General features: G+C 54.9%; 18 protein-coding genes. 6 read left to right on the top strand and 12 right to left on the bottom strand.

Annotation, left to right across the window (positions count from 1 at the left end):
* The first annotated feature begins 15 nt into the window (after positions 1-15).
* On the top strand, positions 16-585 hold the full coding sequence (locus VFA09_22465) for a hypothetical protein (protein HZU70052.1): 570 nt from the start codon (positions 16-18) through the stop codon (positions 583-585).
* On the top strand, positions 582-1,814 hold the full coding sequence (locus VFA09_22460; protein HZU70051.1) for a PLP-dependent aspartate aminotransferase family protein: 1,233 nt from the start codon (positions 582-584) through the stop codon (positions 1,812-1,814). The genes VFA09_22465 and VFA09_22460 overlap by 4 nt, the downstream gene beginning before the upstream one ends.
* A gap of 211 nt (positions 1,815-2,025) precedes the next feature.
* On the opposite strand, the gene VFA09_22455 is transcribed toward VFA09_22460, so the two are convergent.
* From VFA09_22455 to VFA09_22445, 3 genes are all read right to left on the bottom strand, one after another.
* Positions 2,026-2,472 carry a hypothetical protein gene (locus tag VFA09_22455; GenBank protein HZU70050.1) on the bottom strand — a complete coding sequence of 149 codons (447 nt, stop codon included), beginning with the start codon at positions 2,470-2,472 and terminating at the stop codon, positions 2,026-2,028.
* Between the two features lie 183 nt (positions 2,473-2,655).
* Positions 2,656-4,152, bottom strand: coding sequence for an AAA family ATPase (locus VFA09_22450; GenBank protein ID HZU70049.1), 1,497 nt, complete (start codon positions 4,150-4,152; stop codon positions 2,656-2,658).
* 223 nt (positions 4,153-4,375) lie between these two features.
* A complete protein-coding gene (locus VFA09_22445) occupies positions 4,376-5,377 on the bottom strand; it encodes a BON domain-containing protein (GenBank protein ID HZU70048.1) in 1,002 nt (333 codons plus the stop codon).
* Positions 5,378-5,593: 216 nt separating this feature from the next.
* Between VFA09_22445 and VFA09_22440 the strand changes: the two genes are divergently transcribed.
* Both VFA09_22440 and VFA09_22435 read left to right on the top strand, forming a co-directional pair.
* Positions 5,594-5,833, top strand: a complete 240-nt coding sequence (locus tag VFA09_22440; protein ID HZU70047.1) for a hypothetical protein — start codon at positions 5,594-5,596, stop codon at positions 5,831-5,833.
* A gap of 41 nt (positions 5,834-5,874) precedes the next feature.
* On the top strand, positions 5,875-6,501 hold the full coding sequence (locus VFA09_22435) for a hypothetical protein (GenBank protein ID HZU70046.1): 627 nt from the start codon (positions 5,875-5,877) through the stop codon (positions 6,499-6,501).
* A gap of 71 nt (positions 6,502-6,572) precedes the next feature.
* Here the strand turns inward: VFA09_22435 and VFA09_22430 are convergent, their stop codons facing one another.
* The 5 genes from VFA09_22430 to VFA09_22410 form a co-directional block, all read right to left on the bottom strand.
* Positions 6,573-7,958, bottom strand: a complete 1,386-nt coding sequence (locus VFA09_22430; protein ID HZU70045.1) for a glycoside hydrolase family 1 protein — start codon at positions 7,956-7,958, stop codon at positions 6,573-6,575.
* 187 nt (positions 7,959-8,145) lie between these two features.
* On the bottom strand, positions 8,146-10,551 hold the full coding sequence (locus VFA09_22425; GenBank protein HZU70044.1) for an FAD-dependent oxidoreductase: 2,406 nt from the start codon (positions 10,549-10,551) through the stop codon (positions 8,146-8,148).
* Between the two features lie 183 nt (positions 10,552-10,734).
* Positions 10,735-12,066, bottom strand: coding sequence for an NADH-ubiquinone oxidoreductase-F iron-sulfur binding region domain-containing protein (locus VFA09_22420; GenBank protein ID HZU70043.1), 1,332 nt, complete (start codon positions 12,064-12,066; stop codon positions 10,735-10,737).
* Positions 12,059-12,799, bottom strand: coding sequence for a hypothetical protein (locus VFA09_22415; GenBank protein HZU70042.1), 741 nt, complete (start codon positions 12,797-12,799; stop codon positions 12,059-12,061). Before VFA09_22415 ends, VFA09_22420 begins: the two co-directional genes overlap by 8 nt.
* A gap of 3 nt (positions 12,800-12,802) precedes the next feature.
* The gene (locus VFA09_22410) at positions 12,803-13,408 is read right to left on the bottom strand and encodes an NADH-quinone oxidoreductase subunit B family protein (GenBank protein ID HZU70041.1); all 606 of its coding nucleotides are present in this window, start codon (positions 13,406-13,408) and stop codon (positions 12,803-12,805) included.
* 540 nt (positions 13,409-13,948) lie between these two features.
* Between VFA09_22410 and VFA09_22405 the strand changes: the two genes are divergently transcribed.
* The gene (locus tag VFA09_22405) at positions 13,949-15,820 is read left to right on the top strand and encodes a zinc-ribbon domain-containing protein (GenBank protein ID HZU70040.1); all 1,872 of its coding nucleotides are present in this window, start codon (positions 13,949-13,951) and stop codon (positions 15,818-15,820) included.
* 116 nt (positions 15,821-15,936) lie between these two features.
* Here the strand turns inward: VFA09_22405 and VFA09_22400 are convergent, their stop codons facing one another.
* Positions 15,937-17,352 carry a cytochrome P450 gene (locus VFA09_22400; GenBank protein HZU70039.1) on the bottom strand — a complete coding sequence of 472 codons (1,416 nt, stop codon included), beginning with the start codon at positions 17,350-17,352 and terminating at the stop codon, positions 15,937-15,939.
* A gap of 402 nt (positions 17,353-17,754) precedes the next feature.
* Between VFA09_22400 and leuB the strand changes: the two genes are divergently transcribed.
* Complete coding sequence (leuB, locus tag VFA09_22395; protein ID HZU70038.1) at positions 17,755-18,852, top strand: 3-isopropylmalate dehydrogenase; 1,098 nt, start codon at positions 17,755-17,757, stop codon at positions 18,850-18,852.
* On the opposite strand, the gene VFA09_22390 is transcribed toward leuB, so the two are convergent.
* The 3 genes from VFA09_22390 to VFA09_22380 all read right to left on the bottom strand — a co-directional run bounded on the left by VFA09_22390 (position 18,849) and on the right by VFA09_22380 (position 25,809).
* Positions 18,849-19,058, bottom strand: coding sequence for a hypothetical protein (locus tag VFA09_22390; GenBank protein ID HZU70037.1), 210 nt, complete (start codon positions 19,056-19,058; stop codon positions 18,849-18,851). The two genes, leuB and VFA09_22390, sit on opposite strands and share 4 nt — an antisense overlap.
* A gap of 60 nt (positions 19,059-19,118) precedes the next feature.
* The gene (locus VFA09_22385) at positions 19,119-23,525 is read right to left on the bottom strand and encodes an Hpt domain-containing protein (GenBank protein HZU70036.1); all 4,407 of its coding nucleotides are present in this window, start codon (positions 23,523-23,525) and stop codon (positions 19,119-19,121) included.
* A 235-nt stretch (positions 23,526-23,760) separates the two neighbouring features.
* Positions 23,761-25,809, bottom strand: coding sequence for a methyl-accepting chemotaxis protein (locus VFA09_22380; protein ID HZU70035.1), 2,049 nt, complete (start codon positions 25,807-25,809; stop codon positions 23,761-23,763).
* Positions 25,810-25,909: the final 100 nt, after the last annotated feature.

Genomic DNA, 25,909 nt, shown 5'->3' with positions numbered 1-25,909 from the left:
ATTGGTTATGGCTATATGAAGCATTCGGGATGGGTAATAACGTCGCTCTTCCTACTGGGCGCGGTGTTCGGTACGGGCCTCGATGCCATCGACGTGTACAGCCATGTCGAGCGTTATAGTATGCCTGTTCTGTTCGGAATGGCATGGTGGGTGCCGCTCCTCTTTGGCGCTGCTGTCGTCGCCATCGGCTATTCTCACCCGCTGGTCGATCCGCTGATCGGCAATATTCGCCCTCCACGCAGGCTCACAATCAGCATTGGCGAATTATCGTGGTTGTTGCTCGCACAGCTGGTGGGAGCGAGTATGCTCGACTCGATTGCCAAAGCAGGATTGCTCATTCTCATCTTTCTCAACTTCTGGCTGCTCAGCGGGAGACGCTGGCAAAGTTTGTTGCTTGCGCTCGTGGTGGCTATTACAGGCACGCTCATTGAAATGACGCTGGTAGCAGCCGGAGCCTTTTCGTATTTACATCCTGACATGATCGGCGTTCCTTACTGGTTGCCCTGCATCTATGCGTGCGCATCGCTGGCAGTAGGAGACCTGGGAAGGAGCCTGGTGTCGCTCTCTTCGCGAGGTGTACTTTGAAACGATCCGATGACTCAACCTGGACTTTAGACACGCTGCTGGTGCATGGGGGTAAAAGCGTTGCCAATGCAAGCAATCCGATAGTCCCAACCACCCAGCCTATCTACGCCAGCACAACTTACCTGCAAGCCAACGCGGAAGCGCTTGACCAGGCCTTTACCGGTCGTCTCTCCAATGGAGAAGAGGCCTATGTCTATGCGCGGCAAGGGAATCCTAACGCCCAGGCGCTTGAGAATACGCTGGCCCGGGCGGAGAAAGGGGCCGGCGCTGTGGTGTTTGCCTCCGGCATGGCGGCCATTCATGCCGCTTTGCTGACAGCAGGGCTTGCGCCAGGAGCGAAGATTCTGGCCGCCCAGGACCTCTATGGTCCGACAATCGGCCTGATGCGCACCATCTTCAAACCGGTAGGTGTCGACGTACAACTGCGCGACCTCTGTTGCGCCCAGGCTGGGGATATCATCCGGGAAGAGCAGCCAGATGTTGTCTACGTAGAGACAATCTCGAATCCGTTAACACGCGTAACGGACCTCGCCGCAATCAGCGCCGCCGCTCATGAGGTTGGCGCGGTGAGCATCGTCGATAGCACCTTCACCACGCCCTATCTTGTCCAACCCATCACGCTCGGTTTCGACCTCGTTGTACACAGCGCAACGAAATATTTCGGCGGGCATGGTGATAGCACCGCCGGAGTCATCGTGAGCGCTCGCAATGCGCAGGTCGAGCAGCTGCGCGGCTATGCCACCATGCTGGGAGCGATGCTCAGTCCGTTCGAGTCGTTTCTGATTGCGCGTGGATTGAAGACGCTGACACTGCGCATGGAGCGGCATTGTACGAATGCCTTGCAGGTAGCGCAATTCTTGCAAGCGCATCCTGCCGTTGAGCGCGTCTATTATCCCGGACTGCCCAACCATCCACAGCATGAACTAGCTTCACAGATGCTTCGATCCCAAAGATTTGGCGGGCTGCTGGCATTTGAATTAAAGAGCCAGTCCCGCGACGCTGCTTACCGCTTCATGGACAGCCTGAAACTCTGTTTACCGGCCACAACGCTCGGCGATGTCTATACCGAGGTGAGCTACCCACCCATGTCTTCACACCGCAATCTGACACCCGCTGAGCGCCAGCATATCGGCATTTCAGATGGTTGTATCCGCTTATCTGCCGGCATCGAGGATGTAGGGGATATTATTAGTGACCTGGACCAGGCGCTGGAAAAGCTATCGGTGTGATTGTTGGGGGCCGATAAATCGGCGGTGTCCGCGATAAATCGGGACCTACGGCTTCGCCGTGGGATATGCATTCCATTGCCACGGCGAAGCCGTAGGGGCCGGGCAGTCTGTCTGGGGGACAGGCATACCGTACCCATCGCCGATTGATCGGCCCGCGTCCCTTGTCAGACTAAGTTGTTGAAATCCATATCGGCTTTCCCTGATCTACTTCCTACGATTGATCTCTGGACTTCTCCTCAGTATGAATATCCTGCTCCGGGATGGGTTTCGGTGGGGCCTGGCCCGCTATGTCGCCGCGACCACCTACACCCATGATGGGATCGCTATTGGTGGTTAAATCGCGCATAGACGGTCTGCCACGATCCGTAGTGGTAATGCCGCCCGGATTTGTGCCGCCCGTGGTTCCACCACCGGCGACCGTGCTGTTACTTGTGGCCGCGCCCCCAGGTGCTCTCCCACTGCCAAGCGCGGTATCAGGCTGGGTTCCAGTACCCATACCGCCCTCAGGCTCGCCCTCGCCTTTAGCGGTGCCCAGGTGCTCATCTCGAATCATCTTATTGTAATCGGCATTCTGCCCGCCCGGTTGTTGAAAGCCCTGATCATTCGATACCGCACCTGTATCCTGGTTGCTATTCCTATTTTTCTCCGAATCTGCCATGTACTCCCTTTCCTTTCTCAGTATAACATCGCATCATCTACTATCCTCTCAGGATTCACACGATTATGCCGGCAGGAAAGTACACAAAAAGAGCTTTGAGCGCGTGTCCTATAGCTTTTCTCATCGGAAACTATAAAACACGCGCTCAAAGCCTGGCAATCAGCAGATTGATATCAGACGCTACTAAGAATTCTTGCCGAAGTAGCTGCCGCGTTTGCGCGCTACTGAGGGCGAGAATCTTTCAGCTTCGGAAGCAAGGTCCCTACCCGTAATAATCATGTCATGCGCCCAGAGCAGGTCTTCTTTCAGCACATCCGAGCGGCCCATCTCCAGAGCATGCATGAGGCCGGAGATACATACCTCGCGGAAATGGCTGCCCGGCTGCTTCAACAGCAGTGAGGCAACGGAGGTATGCTCTTCCTCGTTAAAGTATTCACCGAGGAAATGTTTGAGGAAGCGCAATGCAAGTTCAGTATTGTCAATCAGCCCCATTTCAATCAAAACGTCAATACGACCTGGCCGGTCGCGAATGCGCTGGTCGATCTTCTCCGGATCGCTGGTGGTAGCCAGCAACAATGTGCCAGCGGGATTATCAGGCGCGCCTACGCCATCAAGCATATTGAGAACCTGCTGCAGGTCAGGAGGATTGACGATAAATGCCTCGAAGTCTTCGAGCAAGATGAGCGTTGGCAGACTGCACTTCGCCGCCACATTGAGTGCCTGGGCCAGATTTTGCCAGGGACTGCCATTGCGCCCCGGTGGAGTCGAAGAAACATAAAGGACAAGGCCGTCTTGCTTTGCATGAAACGCGCCCTCGGCCCTCAGAAGCGTTGTCTTGCCGGTGCCGGATGGTCCAAAGAGCAGGACCTTGCGCAGGCGCGGCATATGCAGGGCTTCGTACCGGCTCAAGACTGCTTTGTCAAAGATGTGGCGCTGCGCCTTTATCTGAAGTAATGTTCCTTCCGGTAGTACCAGATCATCATATGAGGCAGCTTTAATTGAATCTGCGAGGTCACTATCGCCGCCGATAATCTCTATACGGCCATAGTGATCCTTAATCCAGTAGGACTTGTGCTGGTCATCCAGGTGCTTGAGAAAGGCCAGCCAATCATCCTGGCGTCCCATGGGAATAGCGGCCAGCGCGGCAGTCTCGTTCCCATCGGTCTCGAAGTAGACGGAGAGGGCTTTCCAACCATCCTCGAAGATATAGTATATCCAGCTGTAGGGAGCGGCAGGTACGGTACCCGTATCACCAATTTCTGCCGGTTGGATCAGGTCCGCCTTCAAGATGGTATTGACTTCACCGATTGCAGCAATACCGGCAGCATATTCTGGCGCGGGCAGTCGTCTCCAATTTTTGAGCTGGCCGGGGCGCGCCTTCTCTTGCTCTCTGTCCACTTCCACAAGCCGGTTGAGGAGCATAGGATGATGTTCAATCTGCATCCTTCCCCCAATGGGTGAGGGGAAAATTAGCGGTTCACCCTCAAGCTGAAACTCGAACCAGAGTGTTCTTAGCGCCTGGGCTGCGATCTCGCGCTTCTGGGTGGGCACCGGTCTTGCCATTGCTTCACTACCTGACCGCGCGGCTTCAGCATCTTTTGGCTCATCTGTATCGATCGCGGGGGTTGGAGGAGACGCTTCTTGTGCAGTGGTTTTGAGCTGGTCTAAACTCTCCATCATGTATTTTCAGTCCGACTTCTATTGGTTCAAAATTGACAACGATAGTTTCTTACCTCATCGATGATACTCTTATACCGGGATTCTGTCAACAAGTGGTGAGACTGATGCAGGGCGATTGGAAAGGAAGAATAGGAAGGACAAGGGAGACTATCTTACGTGAAGAAATGAGGGATGCCTTCGCATCTCAGAACATGTTTACGGCCATCCCTCAAAAGGATAACAGCTACTTTGTATGCCTGACATATTTCCCAGGCACCTTATCTTTCGCATCGCCGCCTTCGGGTGCCGACATAACGTTCAGCAATTCGGCATTGGGGTCGATCACCAGGTTGTTGATTACCGAACGCACTCCTGGATAGTTCTTTGCTATTTCTCCGGCAACCGCTTTCTGCTGGCCGGTGTGGACGGCACCGCTCAGGCGCACGACTCCAAGACGCGGGTAGACGCCTATTGGCAGGTCGTGTGTGATCTGGTCCTGGCCCAACGCTCTCGCCAGCCCTGCCGCCAGCGTATCGTCGGCAACCAGGTTGTTGTTGATCTCCAACAAGCCCTGCACGCCCGATACCTGGTCGGTCACAATATCACGCTTCAGCGAACTGGAGATGTTACCGTCCAGGTAAAGGACACTATCCAACACATGAATATTGATGGCCTTCAGGTCAACATGTAATGGAGTAAAATCGAACAGAATGCCCTCTACCTCGCGCTGGAGTACATCATCAGGCCGGTAAGGTGGAAGGCTTTGCAGGACCTCTTCCGGAATCGTCACCATCACATGCCCGGCTTCTATTGAGCCGACGTACTTCTCCTGAAACAGAGTGTCCTGCCCGGGGCGGATATTGTGGGCCACGAGATAGGCCAGTTCCCCATTCCCTGGATGCACAGCAACGAGCAGCAGCGTGCCTTTACTTGAGGAACCGACAAGCTCTACGACACTCTTTCTTTCGAGGGATACTCCACTCACTCCTGAACTATCTGTGGAAGCGACATCGGCAAGACTGAGATCGAGCGTTATAGCCTCACCGGAAGCATTAACGACGTGCTCAAACGAAACAAGGTGAGTTTTGCCGAAGAAACGCCCCTGCCGCGCACCTATATGTGTCAGGCGCCGGGTAGCAGGGTCAAAAATGACCTGAACCAGCGAGCCATCCTCACCATCGGAACAAAATATCTGCGTGCCGAAAATAAACTTCTGCATTTCGGCGATTGAACCAGGTTTAATCATAACGACCACCTCGCACTACTGAATTTTATGATGGGCATAGAACTGTTACATACTATCTCCCTTATAGAGAGTGTAGCATGTTATGGTAATGCATGACAAGCGGGCGGAACAAAATATAGTCTTCACCTTGACACACATGTGAGAGAGCGATATTATGCAGACAGTCCAGAGATGCATCTTCCCCAAATTTATTTGCTGCTAGTAAGAGGAAAAATGATGAGTACACATGTATGCTATATCGAACAATTCCCACACCGGCTGCCACACGACAGAGAAGCCGTTCTGCTTCCTTGCGGCCACTACGCCTGTCCGCCACACACCATCACCTACTATGGTACGGGCGACGATGAGGAGCTGGTTGGAGATTATTGCCTGGTATGTTACGCAAAGAAATTTCCCCAGCATTGCCCTGATCGCTTGCTCCTGGCAGCGGTATTGCAAGAGGCTGAACATTAAAGCAGTTACATCTTCGCCAGTAACCGGTGCCTTAATAAATCATGGCCGATACGACACCTTCGATTTTCAATAATGCAGTAGCAAACGCTCAGGAAGCCATACGACTTAGCCTGGAAGGCAAGACGGAAGATGCCCAGGGGTTAGTGTTTTCTGCGCGCACAAAATTAAAAGGCGTGAGTGGAGACTTGCCTATCGCCGGTAGAGGTGAGGCAACAGATAGAGCCAATGGTGCGCGGTTCGCTACGTTGACATTTGCTGAAGCGAGGGCATGGGGATGGCTCGAAATGGCATCAGGTATATTGCAACTTGCGCGTTCCAGGCCTGGCGCGAGTATGGTACATTTCTCGCGTGCCTGGCGCATCTGGCGCTCCAACAAGGGCGCCGAGAACGCTGAGAACGTCGAAAAGCAGGAAGCAACGCGCGAACGCATCCGCGCCAGCCTCTGGCTGGCTGAGGCATGGGCACGCTTCTCCAGCGAGCGGGCCGAACGGTCGGCCAATGCTATTGACCGTGCCGCGCTGAATGAACTATCGCATATCGACGCCAATGATTTGCTAAAAGAAACAATCGAGCAACAATTGCAATTACCACCTGCTCCTGCCGGCACTCCAGCACATAGAGAAAGCGGGCACAGCATCCCGTATGTGATGCGATTTGTGGAACATTAGACGGACCCTACATGCTCATGGAGCATCTTCGGTATAGGAAGCGCTGGTCAGCTGTATGAGACAACGAAATCTTATACACTGGCGCTCCTTGCCAGTTCGGAATTGGATTGGGGAAAAATGAAACCCATGGCTTCGGGCGCGTAACGCTCGACAATGCTTTCGGTGATGGCATTGGCACGGCAGATTTCCCCGAACATGCTCGCGCTCGGCCTTGGTGCGCGCCTCTGCGTGCGAGGGTCGAGTTCGATCAGGCCGAAGCGAGCTCCCCAGCCTTCGCTCCATTCAAAGTTATCAACCAGTGTCCAGTGAAAATAGCCCCGCACAGGTATACCCTCGCGGATGGCTCGATGTACCATGGCAAGATGTTCAAGGATAGCCCTTGGACGGCGGTCATCGAGTGTATCGCTGAAGCCGTTCTCAGTAACGTAGAGCGGCTTGTTGCCTCGCGTGCGCCGGTAGACATCTTTCAAGACGCGATAGATACCCTCTGGATAAATTTCGCCGAAGTTTCCTTCTAAACCGGGGTCATTATGCAGCGCGCCAGGCTTCACGTAGCGACGAGCGAAAAAATCCGCCGGGCGTGTGGGGTCGAAGCGCACGATATCGCGGGTGTAATAGTTCACGCCATGGTAATCACGCGTGCCGGATGCATGTGGGACAGGTGACAGCATCATTTTCAGGGGAAACGGAAAGCGACCGGTCTCGGCTGCCTCTAATGCTGCCCAGTTGAAGAACTCGTCATGAGCACCCGCAACAAGCGTATCGAGCAGCGAAAAAATGCTGGCCGGATCGAACAGACGGTAATCGAGGCAATAGCCAATCTCGGATTGTGGCTGCGCGCGTCGGATGGCATAGAATGCCTCGACATGGGCCTGCACCAGGTTGCGCAGAACACGTAGAGCGAGACTAATATTATGCTCACCCGGGGGATACGAGCCAAGTACATATCCCATAAAAGCGTAGACGTTCGGTTCGTTGATCGTGAGCCAGAAGTCGCACAGGTCCTGCAACGACTGCACGACATAGGTAACATAGCGGATAAAATAAAAAATGTTACGCTCGTTGGCAAAACCACCACGGTCGGCAAACCACAATGGGTCGGTGAAGTGATGCAGGGTGACGAAAGGTTTCATGTGGCGACGGTGCAAATCCGCGAGCATCTGCCGGTAACGGTCTATGGCGGCGCTATTCCATTGTCCCTCTTGCGGCTCAATGCGACTCCACTCGATGCTCAGGCGCAGGGCATTGTTCTCCATCTGCTCGGCCCACTCAAAATCGCTTTCCGCGTTGTGCCACCAGTCGCAGGCATCTCCAGCATGTTCTCTGGTGAGAATATGGCCCTGTTGCTCCCAGCGATACCATTGATCGTTCGTATTTCCACCCTCACATTGATACGATGAAGATGCTGTTCCCCATAAAAAGCCGCGCGGGAACTGCAATGTTCGCTGGCCAGCCATAGAATCGCTCCTTGTTTACTTAATGGATAATGGATTACTGACTATTGTTATTGTAACACGAAGCAAGGGAAGAAGATGAAGAGAATCTAAGGGCGACCGCGAGGGTGCGCCCCTATCCGCCACGTGGTATTCGCCTGTGGCGGATAGGGGCGCACCCTCGCGGTCGCCCTGGTGAAACCATATTACGTTATTCCCTGATGCCACGCGGCGGCAGCGGGCGCACCAGAGGGCTCATCACGGGCAGGTTCTTTTTACTGCGCGGCAGGCGCTGGCGCACCAGGTAGTCCGGCGCAGTCGCCAGGTCGCCTTTGTCGAGTGTGACATCGGGGCCAAAGCGATTGAAGAACGAGAGCTCGAAGTTCGGCGTCTCACCCAATGCTCCGTGAGGACAGACCTCTACGCAGTCGCCACAGAAGATGCAGCGATCCAGCGCGAAGGCGTAGCGTTTCAGGTAACGCTCGGCCATCATCAAGGAACCGGTCGGGCAGACCTGCACGCACGCGCCACAGGAGACGCAGTCGGTATCATGCAGGCTGACGTTGAACGGCGTGGATACGATGGTGTCGAAGCCCTTGCCGAACATGCCATAACAGTCGGGGCCAATCACATCATGGCAGACCCGCACGCACTGCGTACAGTTGATGCACTTGTTGGGATCGCGCAGGATAAAGCTGTGCGACAGGTCCATATCATAATCATGATAGTCGGTTGGTTCGCCATCGTGGAAGCGGTTATCCGCCAGACCATGCTCGATACTATACTTTTGCAGGTCGCACTGCCCGGCAGCAGGGCACGCGCACTGCAAGCAACGAGCGGCTTCGCGCTCCGCCTGTTCCTGCATATAGCCCATCTCGATGATTCTGAAGTTGCGCTTGCGGTCTTCGTAGGGCAGCATCGGCATCTTCACTTTCGGCTCGACGGGCTTATAGGGGACGATATCAAAGAGATCTGGGTGACGCTCTTCCAGTTCCAGGCGTCGCGCCACTTCTTTCATATCCTCGCCACTGAGGTACGCGTGTATCGAGCGAGCACCGAGCTTGCCCTGTCCGACGCACTCAATGATGGTCTTCGCGCCCATCTGGGCATCACCACCGGCAAAGACACCTGCGCGGTCTGTCATGAAGTTATGCGGATTAGTCTGAATGGTACCATGCTTGGTAAACTTGACGCCGGACTTGTCCTCAAGCACATCTTGCTGGACGGCCTGGCCCACGGCAGGGATAACCGCGTTGCAGTTAATGACGAACTCCGAACCTTGCACCGGTACGGGCCGTCGCCGGCCACGCGCGTCGGGTTCGCCAGGCTTCGTTTTCACGCATTGAACGCCTTTGACCTTGCCATCCTCGACCAGGATTTTCTGGATCATGGTCTGGACTTGCAGGTCGGTGCCCTCGTTGATGCCGTCCTCAACCTCTTCAAAAGTCGCCGTGATATCCGAGCGCGTGCGGTAATAGAGCGTATGCACTTTCGCTCCCAGGCGCAGTGAGGTTCGAGTGCAGTCGTAGGCCGTGAATCCGCCGCCATAGACTACGACCTCATCGCCTTCCTTCACCGGCACCGGCTTGCCTTCAACCTTTTCGGAGAGATAGGAGATGGCGTTGACGAATCCTTCGGCATCTTCGCCTTCCATATTCAGCTTGTTGCTGGTCCAGGCTCCGATACCCAGGTAGATGGCATCAAAGCCCTGGGCAAACAGGTCATCGATGGTAAAATCGCGCCCGAGCCTGACGTTGTACTGCGCATCCACACCCAGCGACCAGACATGATCAATCTCGCGGTCCATCATGTCTTTCTGAAGACGGTATTCAGGGATGCCGTAGCGCAATTGACCACCCGGCTGCGGTTGCTGGTCAAAGACCTTGCAGTAGTGGCCTTTCAAGGCGAGGTAGTAGGCGCAGGTGAGTCCTGCCGGTCCCGCGCCAACAATGGCAACCTTCTTGCCCGTTGGCGGGTCCTTCACGAAAGGATGCGGCGGGTCGAGCAGGCAGGTTTCGGCGGCGTGACCATGCATGCGACAGATCGCTATCTCTTCCTCAACGAGTCCGCGGCGGCAGGCCTTCTGACAGGGAGCCGGGCAGGTCAACCCCAGGATATAAGGGAATGGCAGCACTTCCTTGACCAGTCGCGCCGCCTCTTTCATCGAACCTTTCGCTATCAGTTCCAGGTATCCCGGAATGTCGATATGCGTTGGGCAATCCGCCTGGCAGGGAGGCTGGCAGTAGGCATTGTGGTCGGAGAGCAACATCTCCAGGTTTGTACGCCGGATGTGGAACAACTCATCCGACTTTGTCGTCACAACCATGCCGGGAAGCGCCGGTGTCGTACACGACGGCAAGGGCTGTTTTACACCCTCGATATGCACCAGGCACATGCGACAGGTCGCGGTCGGCTCCAACTTTTCGTCATTACACATATTCGGGATATCGGTAATGCCGTTGTCGACCGCCACACTGAGCAAGGTCTGATTCTCGTAGGCCTGCACGGTCTTGCCGTCGATGGTGAGCGTGAAGGATGAGTGCCCAACGTCATTGCGCACCACCGGCTGCGGCGATGTCTGTATGGGAGAAAGATTATCTCGGATCGATACAGCCATAGAATTCCTCTTTAATAGGGGCGTCTTTTATGGATATAACGTATAATTGGGCAAGCATGGGAGCCGATTGATCGGCCCTACGGGGCTTCGCCGCGTTGCTTTCTATTACCCGATTAATTTGTTAAACTCCATTAAAACGTCCACGACTCCGCTTTATTTAGACGGGCACAGTATATTGTGCCTTCAGGGTAACACATGTTTGGTGATAAAACGGTGCGCGCGCACAGGAAGGCACGTACCGGTCGGACACTGCAACTCCTCGACATGCATGCGAAAATGTTCAGGCCAGTAGCGCCTGGCCGTCTTATAGGCATTTGGGGCTAGCACGCCAAACGCGCATAGCGAACCCGCAGGGATATATTCAGCAAATTCGTCCAGCATATCCAGGTCAGATTTGACGCCAAGATCGCTGATAATGCCTTCCAGGATGCCGGTTACACGTTTCATGCCGATGCGGCATGGCACGCACTTGCCGCAGGACTCTTTGCTCAAATAACTGCTGCGCTCCCTGGACCATCCTACCATACAGGTATTGGCAGGAAGCAATTCGAGAATGCCGGAACCCACAATAGCGCCTGCCTCTTCCAGCGCATCATAGTCAAACGGCGTATCGAGCAATGAAGGTGGCAGCGCGCCGCCTTCGGCCCCACCGACGATGATGGCCTGCAAATCGCTGTCCGGACGGCTGTATCCGGCATGACGCAAAATCTCACGTAGGGTCGCGCCAAAAGGAACTTCCACCAGCTTCGGCTCGCTATCGGGCACATAGTCATAGACCGTCAGCACTTTGGTACCGCTGGTCGTGGCTGTACCGATACTGGTAAATGCCTGCACACCATCACGAATGATGAGGGGAATGTTTGCCAGCGTCTCGATGCAATCGACGAGCGTTGGCTTATCCCAGAGGCCATACTGGGCGGGATATGGCGGTCGCTGCTCGGGCATACCACGGCGGCCCTTAATGACGGCAATCTGCACCGTTTCCTCTCCGCCCATGAAACCCTGATCGACGCCCAGCACATTGATGGTACAACTGAAGTCCATACCCAGGATATCGCGTCCCACAAGATTGGCTTCGAGAGCATCCGCCAGCGCCTGCTGGATGGCATCGATTCCTTCCTTGAAGAAGCTGCGTGTAAAAATATACGCTTCCCTTGCTCCAACAGCATAAGCGGCAAGCACTACGCCTTCGATAACCAGGTGCGGATTGCGTTGCATCATCGAACGCGCCGCCCACGAGCGCGGATCGGCGTCGTAGGCATTGCAGATAACGTAGCGGAAATCATCTTCCTGACGGCTCACGATGCGCATTTTTTCGCCGGTGAGCCGACCTGCGCCGCCGCGGCCACGCAACTTCGCATCGATCACCTGCTGGATGACCTGCTCAGGCGTTTGCTCGCGAATGGCTTTTTCGAGGGCGCTGTAGCCACCGGCCCGGCGATAGGAGTCGAGCGAGCGCAGGTCAGGCTCGCCGCGCCTCCGTAATACACGATAAGAAGAATCAAAATCAGGCATCTGGTTGCCTCACATGATTAATATTACCCCATTTGCCACGTGTAGCGGGCGACAGGCCACGGATGGGCTGATCATCGCGGCGTATGCCTTTGACAGCCGGGGCTGGCTTAAATTTCGGACTCATAGTAGCGATACCGAAGATATCGCTCAAATCGACGCCGCGCACCTGGACGATACGTTTTGCCGCCTGTAGAGGCATATAGCCATAGATATCCATAACGGCATCCAGAAGCGAAGGCAACGCGCCTGCCTCTTGCGGCCATGTTTCCAGTAACTCATCAACTTTACTGAGGTCTATTTCAGGCTCCAGGTAGTCTTTGACGGGCATGGCGACGCATGGAGCTACGGGCTTATTATGATACTCTACGGCATATTCAGACATACGTGTGGTATAAAAACCGGCTTTAGATGCCCCGGACGCGGGCGGTATAGGATGCGTGCTATACTTATCCGCGCCCTCGCGAATATAGGATTGGAACCATGGACGCTTTTTGAACGTATGCATCGGTTCATATTCGATGGTGATGGCACGCGGCGGGCACGCTTTTTCGCAGAGCAGGCAGGCCTCGCACTTCAGATTGTATTCGGTGCCAAGGCCCTCTTCCGCGATGAGCTGGATCAGACCACGGCTGCGCGGGGGCAGTTTTGGTTTTTCATAAGGATATAAGCGGGTCAGTTTGGGCCTGAACATGTGGCTGAAGGTCAGGCTCATGCCCTCAAGAATACCACGCATACACTACACCTCAATTTCCTTCTCGCCCTGAATCTTCAAACCCTGCTTGAGAATCTTCTCGCGCAGCTTGAGGATACCCTCAATGAGCGCCTCTGGACGAGGAGGGCAACCCGGCACATAGACATCGACCGGAACAATCGTATCAACGCCCTGGACGGTATAGTAACTGTCATAAAATTCGCCGCCTGAGTTGGCACATTGACCCATGCTCAGCACCCACTTCGGGTCTGGCATCTGCTCCCACAGCAGGCGCAGGCGCGGGCCCATCTTTACCGAAACGGTTCCGGCCACGATCATCAAGTCGGCCTGGCGCGGGCTGGATCGAAAGACCTCCGAGCCGAAACGCGAGAGATCATATTGGGGAGCAGAGGCCGAGGCGATCATCTCAATAGCGCAGCAGGCCAGCCCATATCCCAGCGGCCAGACTGACTTCGAGCGAGGCCAGTTTTGCGCCCATTGTATCATATCTGCCAGGCTGGTAAGCTGAACCGGCAGTTCCTGGTCTCCTGGCACGTACTCCTGGGGACCTCTTGCCATAATAATTGGTACGGCCTTGCGGCGTGTGGTTGAAAACACCGCGTCCCCATTGGCTTTATTTTCGCTGCTCATAATCTAAAACTCCTACGCAGTGGTTTAGCAGCACCACTGCTCAGTTATGCTTTAGCGCAAGCGCTGTTCGTATGGCCCTCGGGCTTAGAGAGCGAAGGCCAACAAGAAAAAGAGCTGTTTATGCACCTTTCATCTTGCCCCTATTATAGCACGAAGCCCCATGATTGACCACTCGACCAGAATATAAGAGGCAATAGGACTTCTGTACCTGGCGTGGATATCCTTTAGAACCGCTTGATACTTGATCTTTGTCCTTCATCAAGTACTACTAGACCTGAATTCAGAAGCATCATTTTTATTGTTTTTATCTCAAATCGTGTCATTCTGCTATTCTTTGCTTATTAAGGGCAGCTTCTCAGTTGAAAAAAAGCAAGCAGAGTCTATTGTATTTGTTGTGATTTTCATGTAACATATAAACGCAGCGGTTTGCAAACTCGTCGATACCTTTTCTCATCCCTATTATGGTTATCCGGTTATTTATCTGCCTACATTCGCTAAAAATGGAGCGTATCAGCTCAAAGCAAAAGTTGGAGGATTTGAATGTTTTGCATCCATTGTGGGGAGAAAAATCCTGATACGGCAATGTTTTGCCGCATGTGCGGCATGCCATTAGAGAAGCAGGTAGATTCCCCGGTATTATCATCACCCTTTCAGGTAAATGCACCAGTTCTACTGGAGGCAAATTCGCCTACCGGCCACGAGCAAATACCATTTTCAGATGTACCCACTATACAGGCCCAGTCCGGCATAGTAGATGCGCCCACTTTAACTGCTCGAGCCGGTTTTCCTTATGCCACCCCTCCATCAGGAAATGCTCAGAACGGGGAATCTGCCGGGCCAGGTCAGCTTTTCGAGCAATTTTCCTTCTCAGAACCCACTGTGCTGGCAGCTCAGCCCGATATTCAGGGCGCATCCCCCCTTCAAATTCAGCCCACTCCATCCAGTTCGGGTTACCTTTCGGATGGATTTCAATCACCCGGGTCGCCGGCTGCATACCCCTCTCTTTATCGACAGGAGCCGGCAAACCAGGGGTCAGGGGCGTTACCGGATATGCAAATACCGGCGCCATTTGTTCCTCCGTCTGCCATGCCTCCTACGTCTCCGACCGCGGGCGAGCCACGAGTGCGGGCAATTGCCCGGCCCTTGCCTGTCTGGGCATTTATTCTCAGCATCGTTGCAGGTGTGGCTGTCCTTGCGGCGCTATTCTTCACGGGCAGCGATTGGGCAGCAGGGGCAACGCGAGCAGGTATTGTTGGAGGCATTCTCGCCATACTCATCCTGCTGGCTGCAATCGTGCGTACACTGGCAGGCATGGCTGCCAGGAGCAATCCGAAACGCCGCTCCCAGTTCATCAGCGCCGGACTACTTGTGGCGATTCTCCTGGCCGTGAGCGGTTTTGGCCTCACCCAGCAAGCAACAATCCACCAGGTGCAAGGGCGCTTTTATGAGGGCCAGCAGCAATGGCAGAGTGCGATCAATGAATTTCAACTGGCCGGCGAGCATGCTCCCACCTCGGGCAATATCGCCCGTATCTATGATGAATGGGGAGAGCAGCTAAGCAATACACAACATTACTCCGCGGCCATTGACAAATTCAATATCGTACTAACTTCTTTCCAGGCAGCGACCGGTGAGGTAACGCGTGCCCAGGCAGATAGCATCACCGCGTACCTGAATTGGGGCAAACAGGCATCGCAGCAGCACGATTACAATGATGCGGTCACTCATTTCGGTGATTTGCTCAACCTGTCCTACTGCAATGCTAACTGCCAGGCAGAGGCCAGCGCGCTCTCCGCGACGGCATACTATGATCTGGCCGAAACACAGCTTACGGCCCAGCAATATGCCGACGCTGCCAATTCATTTCAGACGCTCGCTACCCTGTTCCCGAAATCTCCTGAAGCGCAGAAGGATCACGAAGATTTCGCCAAAGCGCTTTTTGGCGAGGGCAAGCAGCAACTTGTAAGCTCATGTTCAAGCGCCATCCCGACGTATCAGGAACTTGCTTCGAAGTTTGGTGACACGCCCGAGGGGCAGCAGGCCAGCATTGCGCTCAAAGCACCGCAGGAAGTGATAGGGCGCTTCACAACGCCTGTGCCAAAGGGTTCGGCGCTCACGCCTCTGGCCGTTTTAGCGCAAGGGCTTTACGCGAATATCCCCGACGCTCAATTTTTCCAGTTGATTGCCGGAGCGCCTACCGTAGTCATAAAGCCGGATGGCACATTTACCTTCAAGCCCGTAAAGCAGGGTACATACGATCTGGCCTGGGGAACAGATAATGTCGATGGTAGTCAAAGCTTCTACTTTTATTACAGGCCATCTGATAAATCGCTGGTCTATGTTGCAAACGTAGGCCCTCTCTGTCCTTACAATTTCGGCAGTATCAACGAGCCAATTCCCGTAGCGCCTTAAATGTTGTATGGGGGCAAGAGCTTGCCCCCATACAGGCGTTCCCATTCTAAAAAGCTGAGCAAGAGGAGGATAGGAGCAGTATACTATCACGCCCGAAAAAGTGATGTGGAACGACACTATACACTATGCAGCATTATCTGCACACTGGGAGATGGACGGAGTGCTACCATTGCTCGCGGTTCAATACGCTGGCCGGGAAGCAGGCTCAAGTGGTAGCGTTGCACTATCATTGCCAGCGCCAGATGTGACTCCATCATAGCGAAGTGCTGCCCAATACAGAGATGAGGTCCTCCGCCAAAGGGGAAGTAGGCGAAGCGATGGCGGGCAGCTACGCGCTCTGGCGTGAACCTCTGTGGGTCAAAGACCTCTGGCTGCTCCCAGAAATCGGGATGACGATGTGTGACGTAGGGATTGAGGAAGACCAGGCTGTTGGCCGGAATGTCAAGGCCGCCGATCACGTCACCGGTGATAGCCCGGCGTGGAATCGTGACCGCGGGAGGATAGAGCCGCAGCGTCTCCTCCAGAACCATGCGTGTATAAGGCAGCGAGCGGAGTTGATTGACGGTTGGAACCTGGCCCGCCAGGACGCTATCAACCTCCGCCTTGACGCGCTGCTGCTCCTCAGGATGTTGCGCGAGCAGGTACAAGGCCCAGGTCAGCGTATTGGCCGTTGTTTCATGTCCGGCAAAGAGCAGGGTGAATATTTCGTCACGCAACTGCCGGTCGCTCAATCCCTGCCCTGACTCCTCATCCTGCGCCTCGATCAACAATGAGAGCAGATCGTACTCTCTTGCCCGCGACTGGCGTCGCTCCTCAATCAGGCGCTGCACGATGGCATTGAGGGCGTGCAAGCGAGCCTGCATGCGCCGATTGCGCGGGGTTGGAACGCTGAGCGGCGGAAAAGGCAGGTAGAGATACTCTCCCAGCAGCGCCAGCAGGTCAGTAAACGCCTGGGCGATGGAATCGGTCTCATCAGAAAGGTCTACTCTGAAGAGGGTCTGGCCGAGAATGCCCAGCGCCAGCCTGAGCATCTCCTGGCTCATTTCTAGAGGCCGTTCCTGTTCAGCTGCTGTTTGCCAGCCTGCTAGCAGATTGGCAATGGTCCCGGTCATCAACGTTGCCAGGGCCTCTAGCCGGGTGCGATGAAAGGCTGGCTGCATCAGGCGGCGATGGTACAACCAGGAGGGGCCGGAAGAGGTTCCCAGACCTTCGCCAAAAAAGGGCCGCAGACCTTTGTACAAAAAGAGGTCGCGATCATAGTTCTGATGGTTCTCCTGCAAGATGTGCCGCACTCCATCCGGGTGAAAGACCAGGTACGTCGGCCAGAAAAGGAGGCGCGTGCGTACAACATCTCCGTAGCGGTGGGCCATACCGGTATAAAACGCCAGGGCATCACGTTGTAAAGCTCTGGCGCTACCCAGCAGGAGGTTGCCCCGTGTTCCCGGCGCTGTCCTGCTATGGGGGGTAGGGGCGGTCGAAACGCTCTTCACGGCGGCTTCAGCGGTCGATGTGGTCGTGTGTGGGTGAGTCATGACTTTCCTCCATGCCGGTATTGAGACTCAAAAAACACTGGTTGGACGGTAAGAAAAGACTGAAGCAAAGCAGACGGCGGCTTGAGATCCGCCGCTAATGGAGTGACAGAACCCTGTAACATGATTTTTGCTTCCTTTCGGATAAGACGAGAAAACTCGCATCGAATAGATGCATATGAAGCATGCTGTTTATCTTGTTGGAAACAGTGTACCTATTGCCAGGTTGGGTTAGCACCCGCCAAAGGATGGGAAAGAGGGTGGGATTTTGGATAGGGAGTTAACCGGGCGCGCCCATACAGGACATTTGACAGAAAGTCAAGATACCAGTTAGAATCCAATTAACGCAGCCGCGGGTACCAACAGAGATTTTTGATGCTTGAAACACCGGAGGAGCAATAAAAAGTGGGAACCTACACAATCGCGGTCCTGCCCGGCGATGGCATTGGGCCGGAGGTCATCGGGCAGGCGGTACAGGTACTGCACGTCGTCGCTGATCGCTTTGGGCATACTTTCAATATGACAGAGGCACTGGTGGGAGTAGCAGCTATCGAGGCCGAGGGCGATGCTATTTCTGATGCGACGATGGAGCTGTGCCAGCGCAGCGATGCGATACTGTTCGGGGCTGTGGGTGGAACGGCGCGCTTCGAGGGGCCAAACTCGAAAGTGCAGCCGGAACGGGCGCTGTTCCGCTTGCGCAAAGACCTCGAGCTTTTTGCTAACCTGCGCCCGGTACGCCCGCTCGATGCTTTGCTTGATGCTTCAACTATCAAATCAGAATTTCTGAAAGGGACCGATTTGCTGGTGGTACGCGAGTTGACGGGTGGGCTTTATTACGGCAAGCCGAGCGAGATTCGCGAAACCGGGCAAGGGCTTGAGGCGATTGATACGTTGATCTACACCGAGGCGGAGATTGAGCGTATCATGCGCACGGCTTTTGAACTGGCGCGCGGGCGGAGGAAGAAAGTGACCTCGGTGGATAAGGCTAATGTGCTCAGTTCCTCGCGGCTCTGGCGACGAACCGCCGGGCGTATCGCCGCCGATTATCCTGATGTATCGCTTGAACATTTGCTGGTAGATACATGCGCGATGCAGCTCATTCGACGACCGGCGGCGTTTGATGTGATCGTGACCGAGAATATGTTCGGGGACATCCTTACCGACGAGGCTTCTATGCTGGCAGGCTCGATGGGCATGCTTCCTTCGGCCAGCCTGGGTACAAGAGAGACGGCTTACGGGTTCTTCGGCCTTTACGAGCCAATCCACGGTACTGCTCCCGATATCACGGGGCAGGATAAAGCGAATCCGATTGCCGCCATTTTGACGAGCGCATTAATGCTGCGCTATTCATTTGGACTGCTGCAAGAGGCAGAGACGATTGAAGCCGCGGTGTCGCAGGTTATTGAGGCGGGTTACCGGACAGAGGATCTGGGCCAGGGTGGAAAGAAAACGGTGGGAACAAAGGAGATGGGCAGGTTGATCGCCGAGGCTATTGCCCGCTAACCCATCATTGGTTTGGGACAGGGGCCTAACGCGAGCAATTTTGCCCGCGCTGCCACAAGCTGTTCTTCGACGGCAGCTCTCTCTTTGCGACCTGGCTCCTGTCCTTCCTGCTGCATTTGCGAGAGCTTCGCCTCTAAAGTCGCGATTTCGTCCATGATTACATGGCGCTTTGCATACCAGCGGGTTACTGCACGTTCAACACCCATAACTTGCTCCTGGCTAACCAACCAACGGGGGACCGGAACGGGCGACCACAAGGGTCGCCCCTACACAGTTGCGCCGTAGACCAGCGTGTTGAGGAGATTGAGCATTTCTTCATCCTGGTATGGCTTGACCAGGTAACCGCTCGCTCCCAACTGCATGGCGCGCTGCTGGTGCTTGGTAGCGGCGCGCGAGGTCAATATGACGATGGGTAGCGTGCGATACTGCTCCTGCGCGCGTACAGTGGCCATCAATTCGTAGCCGTCCATGCGCGGCATTTCGATATCGAGTAGCACGGCAAGCGGTGTTTCACGAGTAATCATTTCGAGGGCCTCAACGCCGTCTCGCGCGAGCTGAACCTCCCAACCATGCTGTTTGAGCATGTTGCCTACCACACGGCGAACACTTGGGCTATCATCCACCACCAGTATATACTTACCACGCGGGGGTGTAGCAGCCTGTTTAGCCGGAGGTCTGGGCGCACTCGTTGTAGTCCCAATAACCTGGCGTTCAGCAGGTACCGGGGCCTGAATTGGCATGCTGGGTGCCGCTTGCTGCGCTGGCGACATGGCAGTGCTTTCTCGCCTTGTCACCTGGCCGGGCACATTAGCAGTGCTGGTCGTCACGCTTACACGCGGAGAAAGCAGTTCGCGCAACTCAAGAATGAGCACTACACGCCCATTACCGAGTACCGACCCGCCGGCAATACCATGCACGTGACGCAGGTGAGGGCCGAGATTCTTCATCACGATATCCATCTTGCCCTTGATAGCATCAACCATCAATGCCACACGCTGGCGGTCCGTGTGAACGAGTACGATGGGTCCTCTTTCATCAGGTTCTTTCTCCGGTAGTCCGAGCAACTGCGCGAGAGAATTTAGAGGATAGAGATCGTTCTGCACGAGGATCGCGGGTCGTCCACCGTAGGTCGAGTACTTGAAGTTATCAAGGCGACCAATAGACTCAACCATCACTGTCGGAATGGCGAATTGTTGCTCACCAACCAGTACCATCATGACGCTCTGAATCGCCAGGCTGGTCGGGAATTTCATTGTGAAAGCTGTCCCCTGGCCGGGCATCGATTCGACCTCAAGCGCGCCTCTGAGCCGCGAAACGCTATCTCGCACAACATCAAGACCTACACCTCGTCCGCTCTCCTCACTCAACACTTCCGCGGTTGAGAATCCGGGGCGGAAGATAAGTTCTACCAGGTCACTGTCGCTCAAGGCCTGATCAGCGCGGATAAAGCCACGCGCGATGGCTTCATTGCGTACCTTTTCAGGATCAATGCCTGTGCCATCATCACGCACCGTGATAATGACCTGGTTCCCCTCATATGCGGCAGATAGCTTGATCTGGCCGGCTGGGGGCTTGCCTTTCTGCACACGCACTTCGGGTGTTTCTATGGCATGGTTGACAGCATTGCGTATCAGGTGCAGGAGCGGTCCAGCGATTTCCTCGATGACGGTACGATCAACCTCAGTCTCCTGACCTTCAAGGACAAACTCGAACTCTTTGTGCTGCTTCAGCGCAACCGCACGGGCTGTGCGATAGAGGCGCGGGATCATTGTGGAAAGGGGCACCAGGCGAGCCTTCATCAAACGATCCTGGAACGTGGTACTGAGACGACTCTCACGCCTGAAGACGCTTTCACAATCGCGGATGATGGCTTCCATCTCACTGCTGAGGGTGGTCATATCCGAAATACCCTCGCTCAATCCGCGTGCAAGCTGGTGAAATTCGGTATAACGGTCAAGCTCCAACTCATCAAATTCGGCCAGGTATGAAGGTTCGACGCGCTTACCGGCACCCTTGCCATTGTCGCCATTGTGACTGAAGCTCTGGTCTCCTTCCCCAGGCATCACCTGCACCGAACGGCCACTCGGCAGTGTCGCGGCTTCAAAACGACTATCCAGCTTCTGACCCACATCGCGCAGGCGATTACTGCTGACCTCGGCGTCTGCTACCAGGCGCATGAGACGCTGCAGGCGCTCCTCAAGGGCACTACGGTTAACGAGTAACTCTCCAAAGAGGTTGACCAGTTCGTCAAGTTTTTGTAGTGGAACGCGCACGCTGAGGTCTGTGCGTGCCTGAGCCTGTGGCTCGGCTTCAGCCTGCGGCGTGCTGGCAACAACACCTGTAACCGCGGCAGCCTCCATCATGGAAGATTCCCTTTCCTCGATGGCAGCTGCAATCTCCTCGTCGACGTTACTTACCAGCGGAGACTGCTCACCAAGCACCTGCACATAACGGCCACGAAGCTCCTGTAGGGCATTCTCATGCTCGCTTGCACTTCCCTTACCATTTACGAGCGCATCCAACAATTCCGTCGTATCCAGAATAATGCTCACAACGGTTGGTGAAATTGAAATTGCCTCCTCTATGATGCTATCCAGGAGGTCTTCCAGAATATGGCACAGGTCCGCAATCATACGGAAGCCCATCATTCCGGCAGCGCCCTTGAGCGTGTGAGTAGCGCGCCGGATGGCCTGGATGGGATTGCGGTCAGCAGGCGCATTTTCAAGTTCAGCCACATGTACGCTAATCGTCTGCAGGTGCTCTTCAGCTTCCAGGCGGAAGAGTTCAGCCGCTTCCTCACCAAAGTCGTTCATTACAGAGGAAGCAGCAGATGGTGATGATGCAGGCGATAGCGGCGGCGGCATTACCATCGGAGCCGGAGCGGGTGGCACGAATGCGGCAGGCTGTGGCGAGCCAGGAAACGCTACTTCGGTGGCATCTTCCATTTCCCCGGTAAGCTGGCTGAGGAACTCGCGGCGTACTTCAATTTCTATCTCGCTGCGCAGCCGGGCTTTTATTTCTTCCAATGTTTCCTGATGCCCAGAACCGGCAACAGTTTCCTGCAATTGACGCCTGGCCTCGAACTCTTCGCGCACCTCGTTGCGTATCTGCTGTTCTAATTCGGCGCGAGCGGCCAGTGTGAACGGGCGAGCCTCATATTCCTGGCGCAGTTCTTCGCGCAACCGCTCTTCTATCTCGGCGCGGATAGCAGCAAGGTCACCACGACGCTCAAATGTGACACGTTCCCGCAAGCCTTCGTTTTCGGGCGGAATTTGCATCTCCCAGTGCGTCCAACCGGGATCATGGGCGAACAGGGACGCAGAGGAACCGGATTGCAGTTGCTCGAAAATGCTTCCGCATGTCTGTATAGACGCATGTAACTGCTGCAAAGCTATTTGCATCTGCTCATCCGTCAACTCTACGCCGCTCGTCATTTGCACAAGCAACTCAAGCACTTTCTTGAGCTTGTTGTTTGCTACCCACATGACTGAAAGTGGGAGATAACGCCGGACCTGCTCAGGACTATTGCGCAGATTGAGGCCCATAGCTTTCCCGGCCCATTCCTCCATGCGATCGAGCGCATCTTTGGAGCCATCTAGAAAGCCACGAAATTCTGCGCGCTGGGCTTCAATAACTGATACGGCCAGGCGCAGCTGGGTTAATGTGCGCTTCAATGAAGAAGCCTGTTCATCCAGCACCTGCACTTCAGCCTGCATCTCATTGTAAACCGTGGCAATCGGACCCTGGTCTACGTCCGTCGGGGTCAAGGAAGACGATCCCGCCGTGGGCATGATAGACCTGTTCCCCACGCCTGTTCCAGTAACCGGCGAGAGTGGAGATGTTGGTTGCGCAGCTTCCCTCTTACCGGTAGATCCTGCGGCGTCATGCCCCCAGTCATCTTGCAGTGACGCCCGTGGTGTAACCGGAGGGTTATCGAGGGGGGCGGAAGGCTGGCGTGATGAAGCAACAAGTAGCTCCAATGCTCCTGGCTGTGCAGGCGCTGTTGGTACTTGCGGTTGTTCCTGGATGAATTCCTGGGTTGGTGTTTGAAGCGGTGAGGAATCCCGCTTTGCAGGCATATCAGCGTAAGCAACCGGCGCAGGCTCTTCCGGCCATGCCACTGCCTCTCCTGCAACCACTTCAGGAGTGCGGAAAGAAGCCAGCACTTCCTCAAGTGAAGGCATCGATACGCCGGGAGCCACTGATGCCGCAATGCCTTGAAGTTGTTCTTCCGATCCTGTGCCGGCGGCACTAGTATTTCCGGCGCGAGCAGCAGCTTCGATCGCTACACGATACTGGGTATAATCGGCGTCATCCTCCGCAATCACGGCATCCTGGTCAATTCCTTGATTTATGCCATCTACAAGGCGATGCAGGCGCGCGAGAGAACGCTGCAAAAGCGCTATCGTTGGTTGATCAAGCTCGGCTACCCCATCTATCACATCGCCGAGAATATCCTCCATCCCATGTGCGACATGCGATAAACCGGGGAAATCCATCATTGAAGCGGAACCACCGATGGTATGAGTGCGGCGATATGTCTCCTCAAGAGCATCCATGTCGCCGGGCATCTCTGCCAGGCGCGCCAGGTTGGTCTCGATTTCAGGCAAATACGAATTCACCTCTTCAATAAAGGAGGCGAGAACAGATGATTTATCAAATGTATTCGACATACTTCGCGCACCCACTTCTCTAGTTTCATTGTCAAGCCGTGTAAAGGATCTTCTCCTGGTTCCCGTTATGATTACAACTGCATCCATATGTCCGGGAATAGGCCTGAAAATTTCTCTCTATAGACCGCGCTGGCCGGATAGGCGAGGTGACCACAAAGGCCCCTCGCATTTCACATCCATCCGTTTCTATCACACGCTTGATTGAAACTCGGGAGGGCAACCACAAAGGTCACCCCTACTGTCCAAATCCATTGTTAGGGAATGGAACCTGGTCCTGTCCAAATGATGCTTGACCCTGTTGAGGAGTTCTCCAACGCGGGCGAGGCGTTACGACCGATTGCCCCTGCTGCTGTTGCATGCCTGGATTCTGACCGGCAGGCGGAAATAGTGGCTGGCTTTGATTGCCATCATTTCGCATGCCGGAGCCGGAATCGGGTACGGGACCAAATTGCTGCTGGGCATCGAACCCGGGCTGGCTATCGAAACTACCCATCCTGTCAAAAGACGGATAAGATCCGAACGGCTGGCCGGGAAGGCCCTGCGGCTGGGGCTGGCTCCCGAATTGGGGTCCTCGCTGTCCCGCCATACCTGCCTGGTAGCTCCCAAATTGCTGACCATTAGGAGATGGTGCCTGCTGCCCATTTGATTGGGGAGGAGTCGGGAAACCCGGCGGATTGGAGAATTCCTGCTGATTATTAAACGCGAATTGGAAGGGCCCGGAATGTCCCGCCTCTGGCGCCTGCGGAACCGGCAGGAAATCGGAGGAAAAGCCCTGGTTCCAATCTCTATTCACATCCATATCTTGTTGGAAGTAATGCTCTCCGCTGGTGCTGGCGGCGGTCAAGGCCGGTACGCCGGATGACATGGCTGGGAATACCTCAACCATCTCGTTGTTGCGCTCCGGTAGGCGGAAGGTGGAGACCGAGGCACGCAATTGATCGACCAGTTCGGAAAGATAGCTAACGCTCATCGCAGCTTCCTGGGTTCCGGCATTGGTCTGCCTGGTGATCTCGGAAATCTGACCCATAGCGACAGCGACACTTTCGGAGACACTGGCCTGCTCGACAGCGGCCCGTGCAATACTCTCAATCATTTGCGCCTGGCGTTCTACAGCAGCATAAATCGAGTTGAGCGCGCGTCCGGCGTCGTCAGCAAGTTGCGAACCCTTGACCACTTCCTGCGTGCTATCTTCCATTGCGACGACCGCTTCAAACGTATCGCCCTGAATACTCTTGACCAGTGTGGCAATACGCTTCGTTGATTCGGTTGAGCGTTCAGCAAGCAGGCGGATTTCATCGGCGACTACAGCAAATCCTCGTCCATGCTCACCTGCCATGGCGGACTGGATGGCAGCGTTGAGCGCAAGCAGGTTTGTCTGATCGGCGATATCTTCGATGATACGCACGATTTCACCGATTTCATTCGAGCGCTCGCCAAGTCGCTTGATCTTCTTAGAAGTTTCCTGGACGTTCTCGCGAATAACCGTCATACCCTGGATTGATTGACGTACCGCTTGCTGACCGGAATCGGCGTTACGCAACGCTTCCTGCGCTGCTTCGGTACTCAACTGAGCATTGCGGGCCACATTCTGGATAAAGACGGCCAGGGCTTCTACTGCCTGGGTAGTCTGCGAAATCTGCGTCACCTGTGTTTCAGAGGCCTGCGCCAGTTCAGCCGAGCGATCCAGGATACGACGGGTAGCATTCGTCACCTGTACGGCAGTCGCCTGCACGCGTCCAACGACCTTCGCAAGCTCTTCGATCATGTAGTTGAAGGAATCGGCCAGTACACCCAGGGTATCTGGCGTCACTTCGGCCTGTACGCGCAGGTCACCATCACCAACGGCGCTGACTTCCTGTAGCAATTTCTCAATCTGCGCCTGCAAAGCTGCCGCATCGCTGCCACTACCACCGGAGGCGACAGCGCCTGAGACAAAGCCCTGGCTATCAAGAAGCGTGTTGAGAGACATCGCCAGCATAGCGAATTCATCATCACCGGTGACCGTAGCACGAACGGTACGGTCTCCCCCAGCATAGCTGCGGCAGATATCTATCAGCGCCAGAAGACGGTCCTGGATTTTGCGCTTAATAAAATAATTCACCACCAGGACACCCAGCAATACCCCTACAGCACAGAGCGCATCCACATACACAAATACCGGTGAACTGCTATGGGCCAGTATGCCGAGGACAATAATTAGAGCGACCGGAATGGCAACTGAAACGATAAGCCCTGTAAACAAGAGCGAGCTAATTGTCATTCCGCCAGTATTGCGATCATTCATCCGCCAGGCCTCCTCTCAGTGAAGCAGCGTTGAAATAGAGACACCATTACAGGTATCCGACGAACACGGTGGCATATGTAGCAGCTTACGACCACCTCAA

Source organism: Ktedonobacteraceae bacterium (assembly GCA_035653615.1).
Taxonomy (GTDB): Bacteria; Chloroflexota; Ktedonobacteria; order Ktedonobacterales; family Ktedonobacteraceae; genus DASRBN01.
The sequence above is the reverse complement of the archived record's forward strand: the minus strand, read 5'-3'. Positions and strand labels throughout refer to the sequence as shown.

What these genes read in the sequence shown, in the direction of transcription:
- VFA09_22465 (HZU70052.1), top strand. Translation starts at nt 16, where the DNA reads ATGAAGCATTCGGGATGGGTAATAACGTCGCTCTTCCTACTGGGCGCG.
- VFA09_22455 (HZU70050.1), bottom strand. Translation starts at nt 2,472, where the DNA reads ATGGCAGATTCGGAGAAAAATAGGAATAGCAACCAGGATACAGGTGCG.
- VFA09_22450 (HZU70049.1), bottom strand. Translation starts at nt 4,152, where the DNA reads ATGATGGAGAGTTTAGACCAGCTCAAAACCACTGCACAAGAAGCGTCT.
- VFA09_22445 (HZU70048.1), bottom strand. Translation starts at nt 5,377, where the DNA reads ATGATTAAACCTGGTTCAATCGCCGAAATGCAGAAGTTTATTTTCGGC.
- VFA09_22440 (HZU70047.1), top strand. Translation starts at nt 5,594, where the DNA reads ATGAGTACACATGTATGCTATATCGAACAATTCCCACACCGGCTGCCA.
- VFA09_22435 (HZU70046.1), top strand. Translation starts at nt 5,875, where the DNA reads ATGGCCGATACGACACCTTCGATTTTCAATAATGCAGTAGCAAACGCT.
- VFA09_22430 (HZU70045.1), bottom strand. Translation starts at nt 7,958, where the DNA reads ATGGCTGGCCAGCGAACATTGCAGTTCCCGCGCGGCTTTTTATGGGGA.
- VFA09_22425 (HZU70044.1), bottom strand. Translation starts at nt 10,551, where the DNA reads ATGGCTGTATCGATCCGAGATAATCTTTCTCCCATACAGACATCGCCG.
- VFA09_22420 (HZU70043.1), bottom strand. Translation starts at nt 12,066, where the DNA reads ATGCCTGATTTTGATTCTTCTTATCGTGTATTACGGAGGCGCGGCGAG.
- VFA09_22415 (HZU70042.1), bottom strand. Translation starts at nt 12,799, where the DNA reads ATGCGTGGTATTCTTGAGGGCATGAGCCTGACCTTCAGCCACATGTTC.
- VFA09_22410 (HZU70041.1), bottom strand. Translation starts at nt 13,408, where the DNA reads ATGAGCAGCGAAAATAAAGCCAATGGGGACGCGGTGTTTTCAACCACA.
- VFA09_22405 (HZU70040.1), top strand. Translation starts at nt 13,949, where the DNA reads ATGTTTTGCATCCATTGTGGGGAGAAAAATCCTGATACGGCAATGTTT.
- VFA09_22400 (HZU70039.1), bottom strand. Translation starts at nt 17,352, where the DNA reads ATGACTCACCCACACACGACCACATCGACCGCTGAAGCCGCCGTGAAG.
- VFA09_22390 (HZU70037.1), bottom strand. Translation starts at nt 19,058, where the DNA reads ATGGGTGTTGAACGTGCAGTAACCCGCTGGTATGCAAAGCGCCATGTA.
- VFA09_22385 (HZU70036.1), bottom strand. Translation starts at nt 23,525, where the DNA reads ATGTCGAATACATTTGATAAATCATCTGTTCTCGCCTCCTTTATTGAA.
- VFA09_22380 (HZU70035.1), bottom strand. Translation starts at nt 25,809, where the DNA reads ATGAATGATCGCAATACTGGCGGAATGACAATTAGCTCGCTCTTGTTT.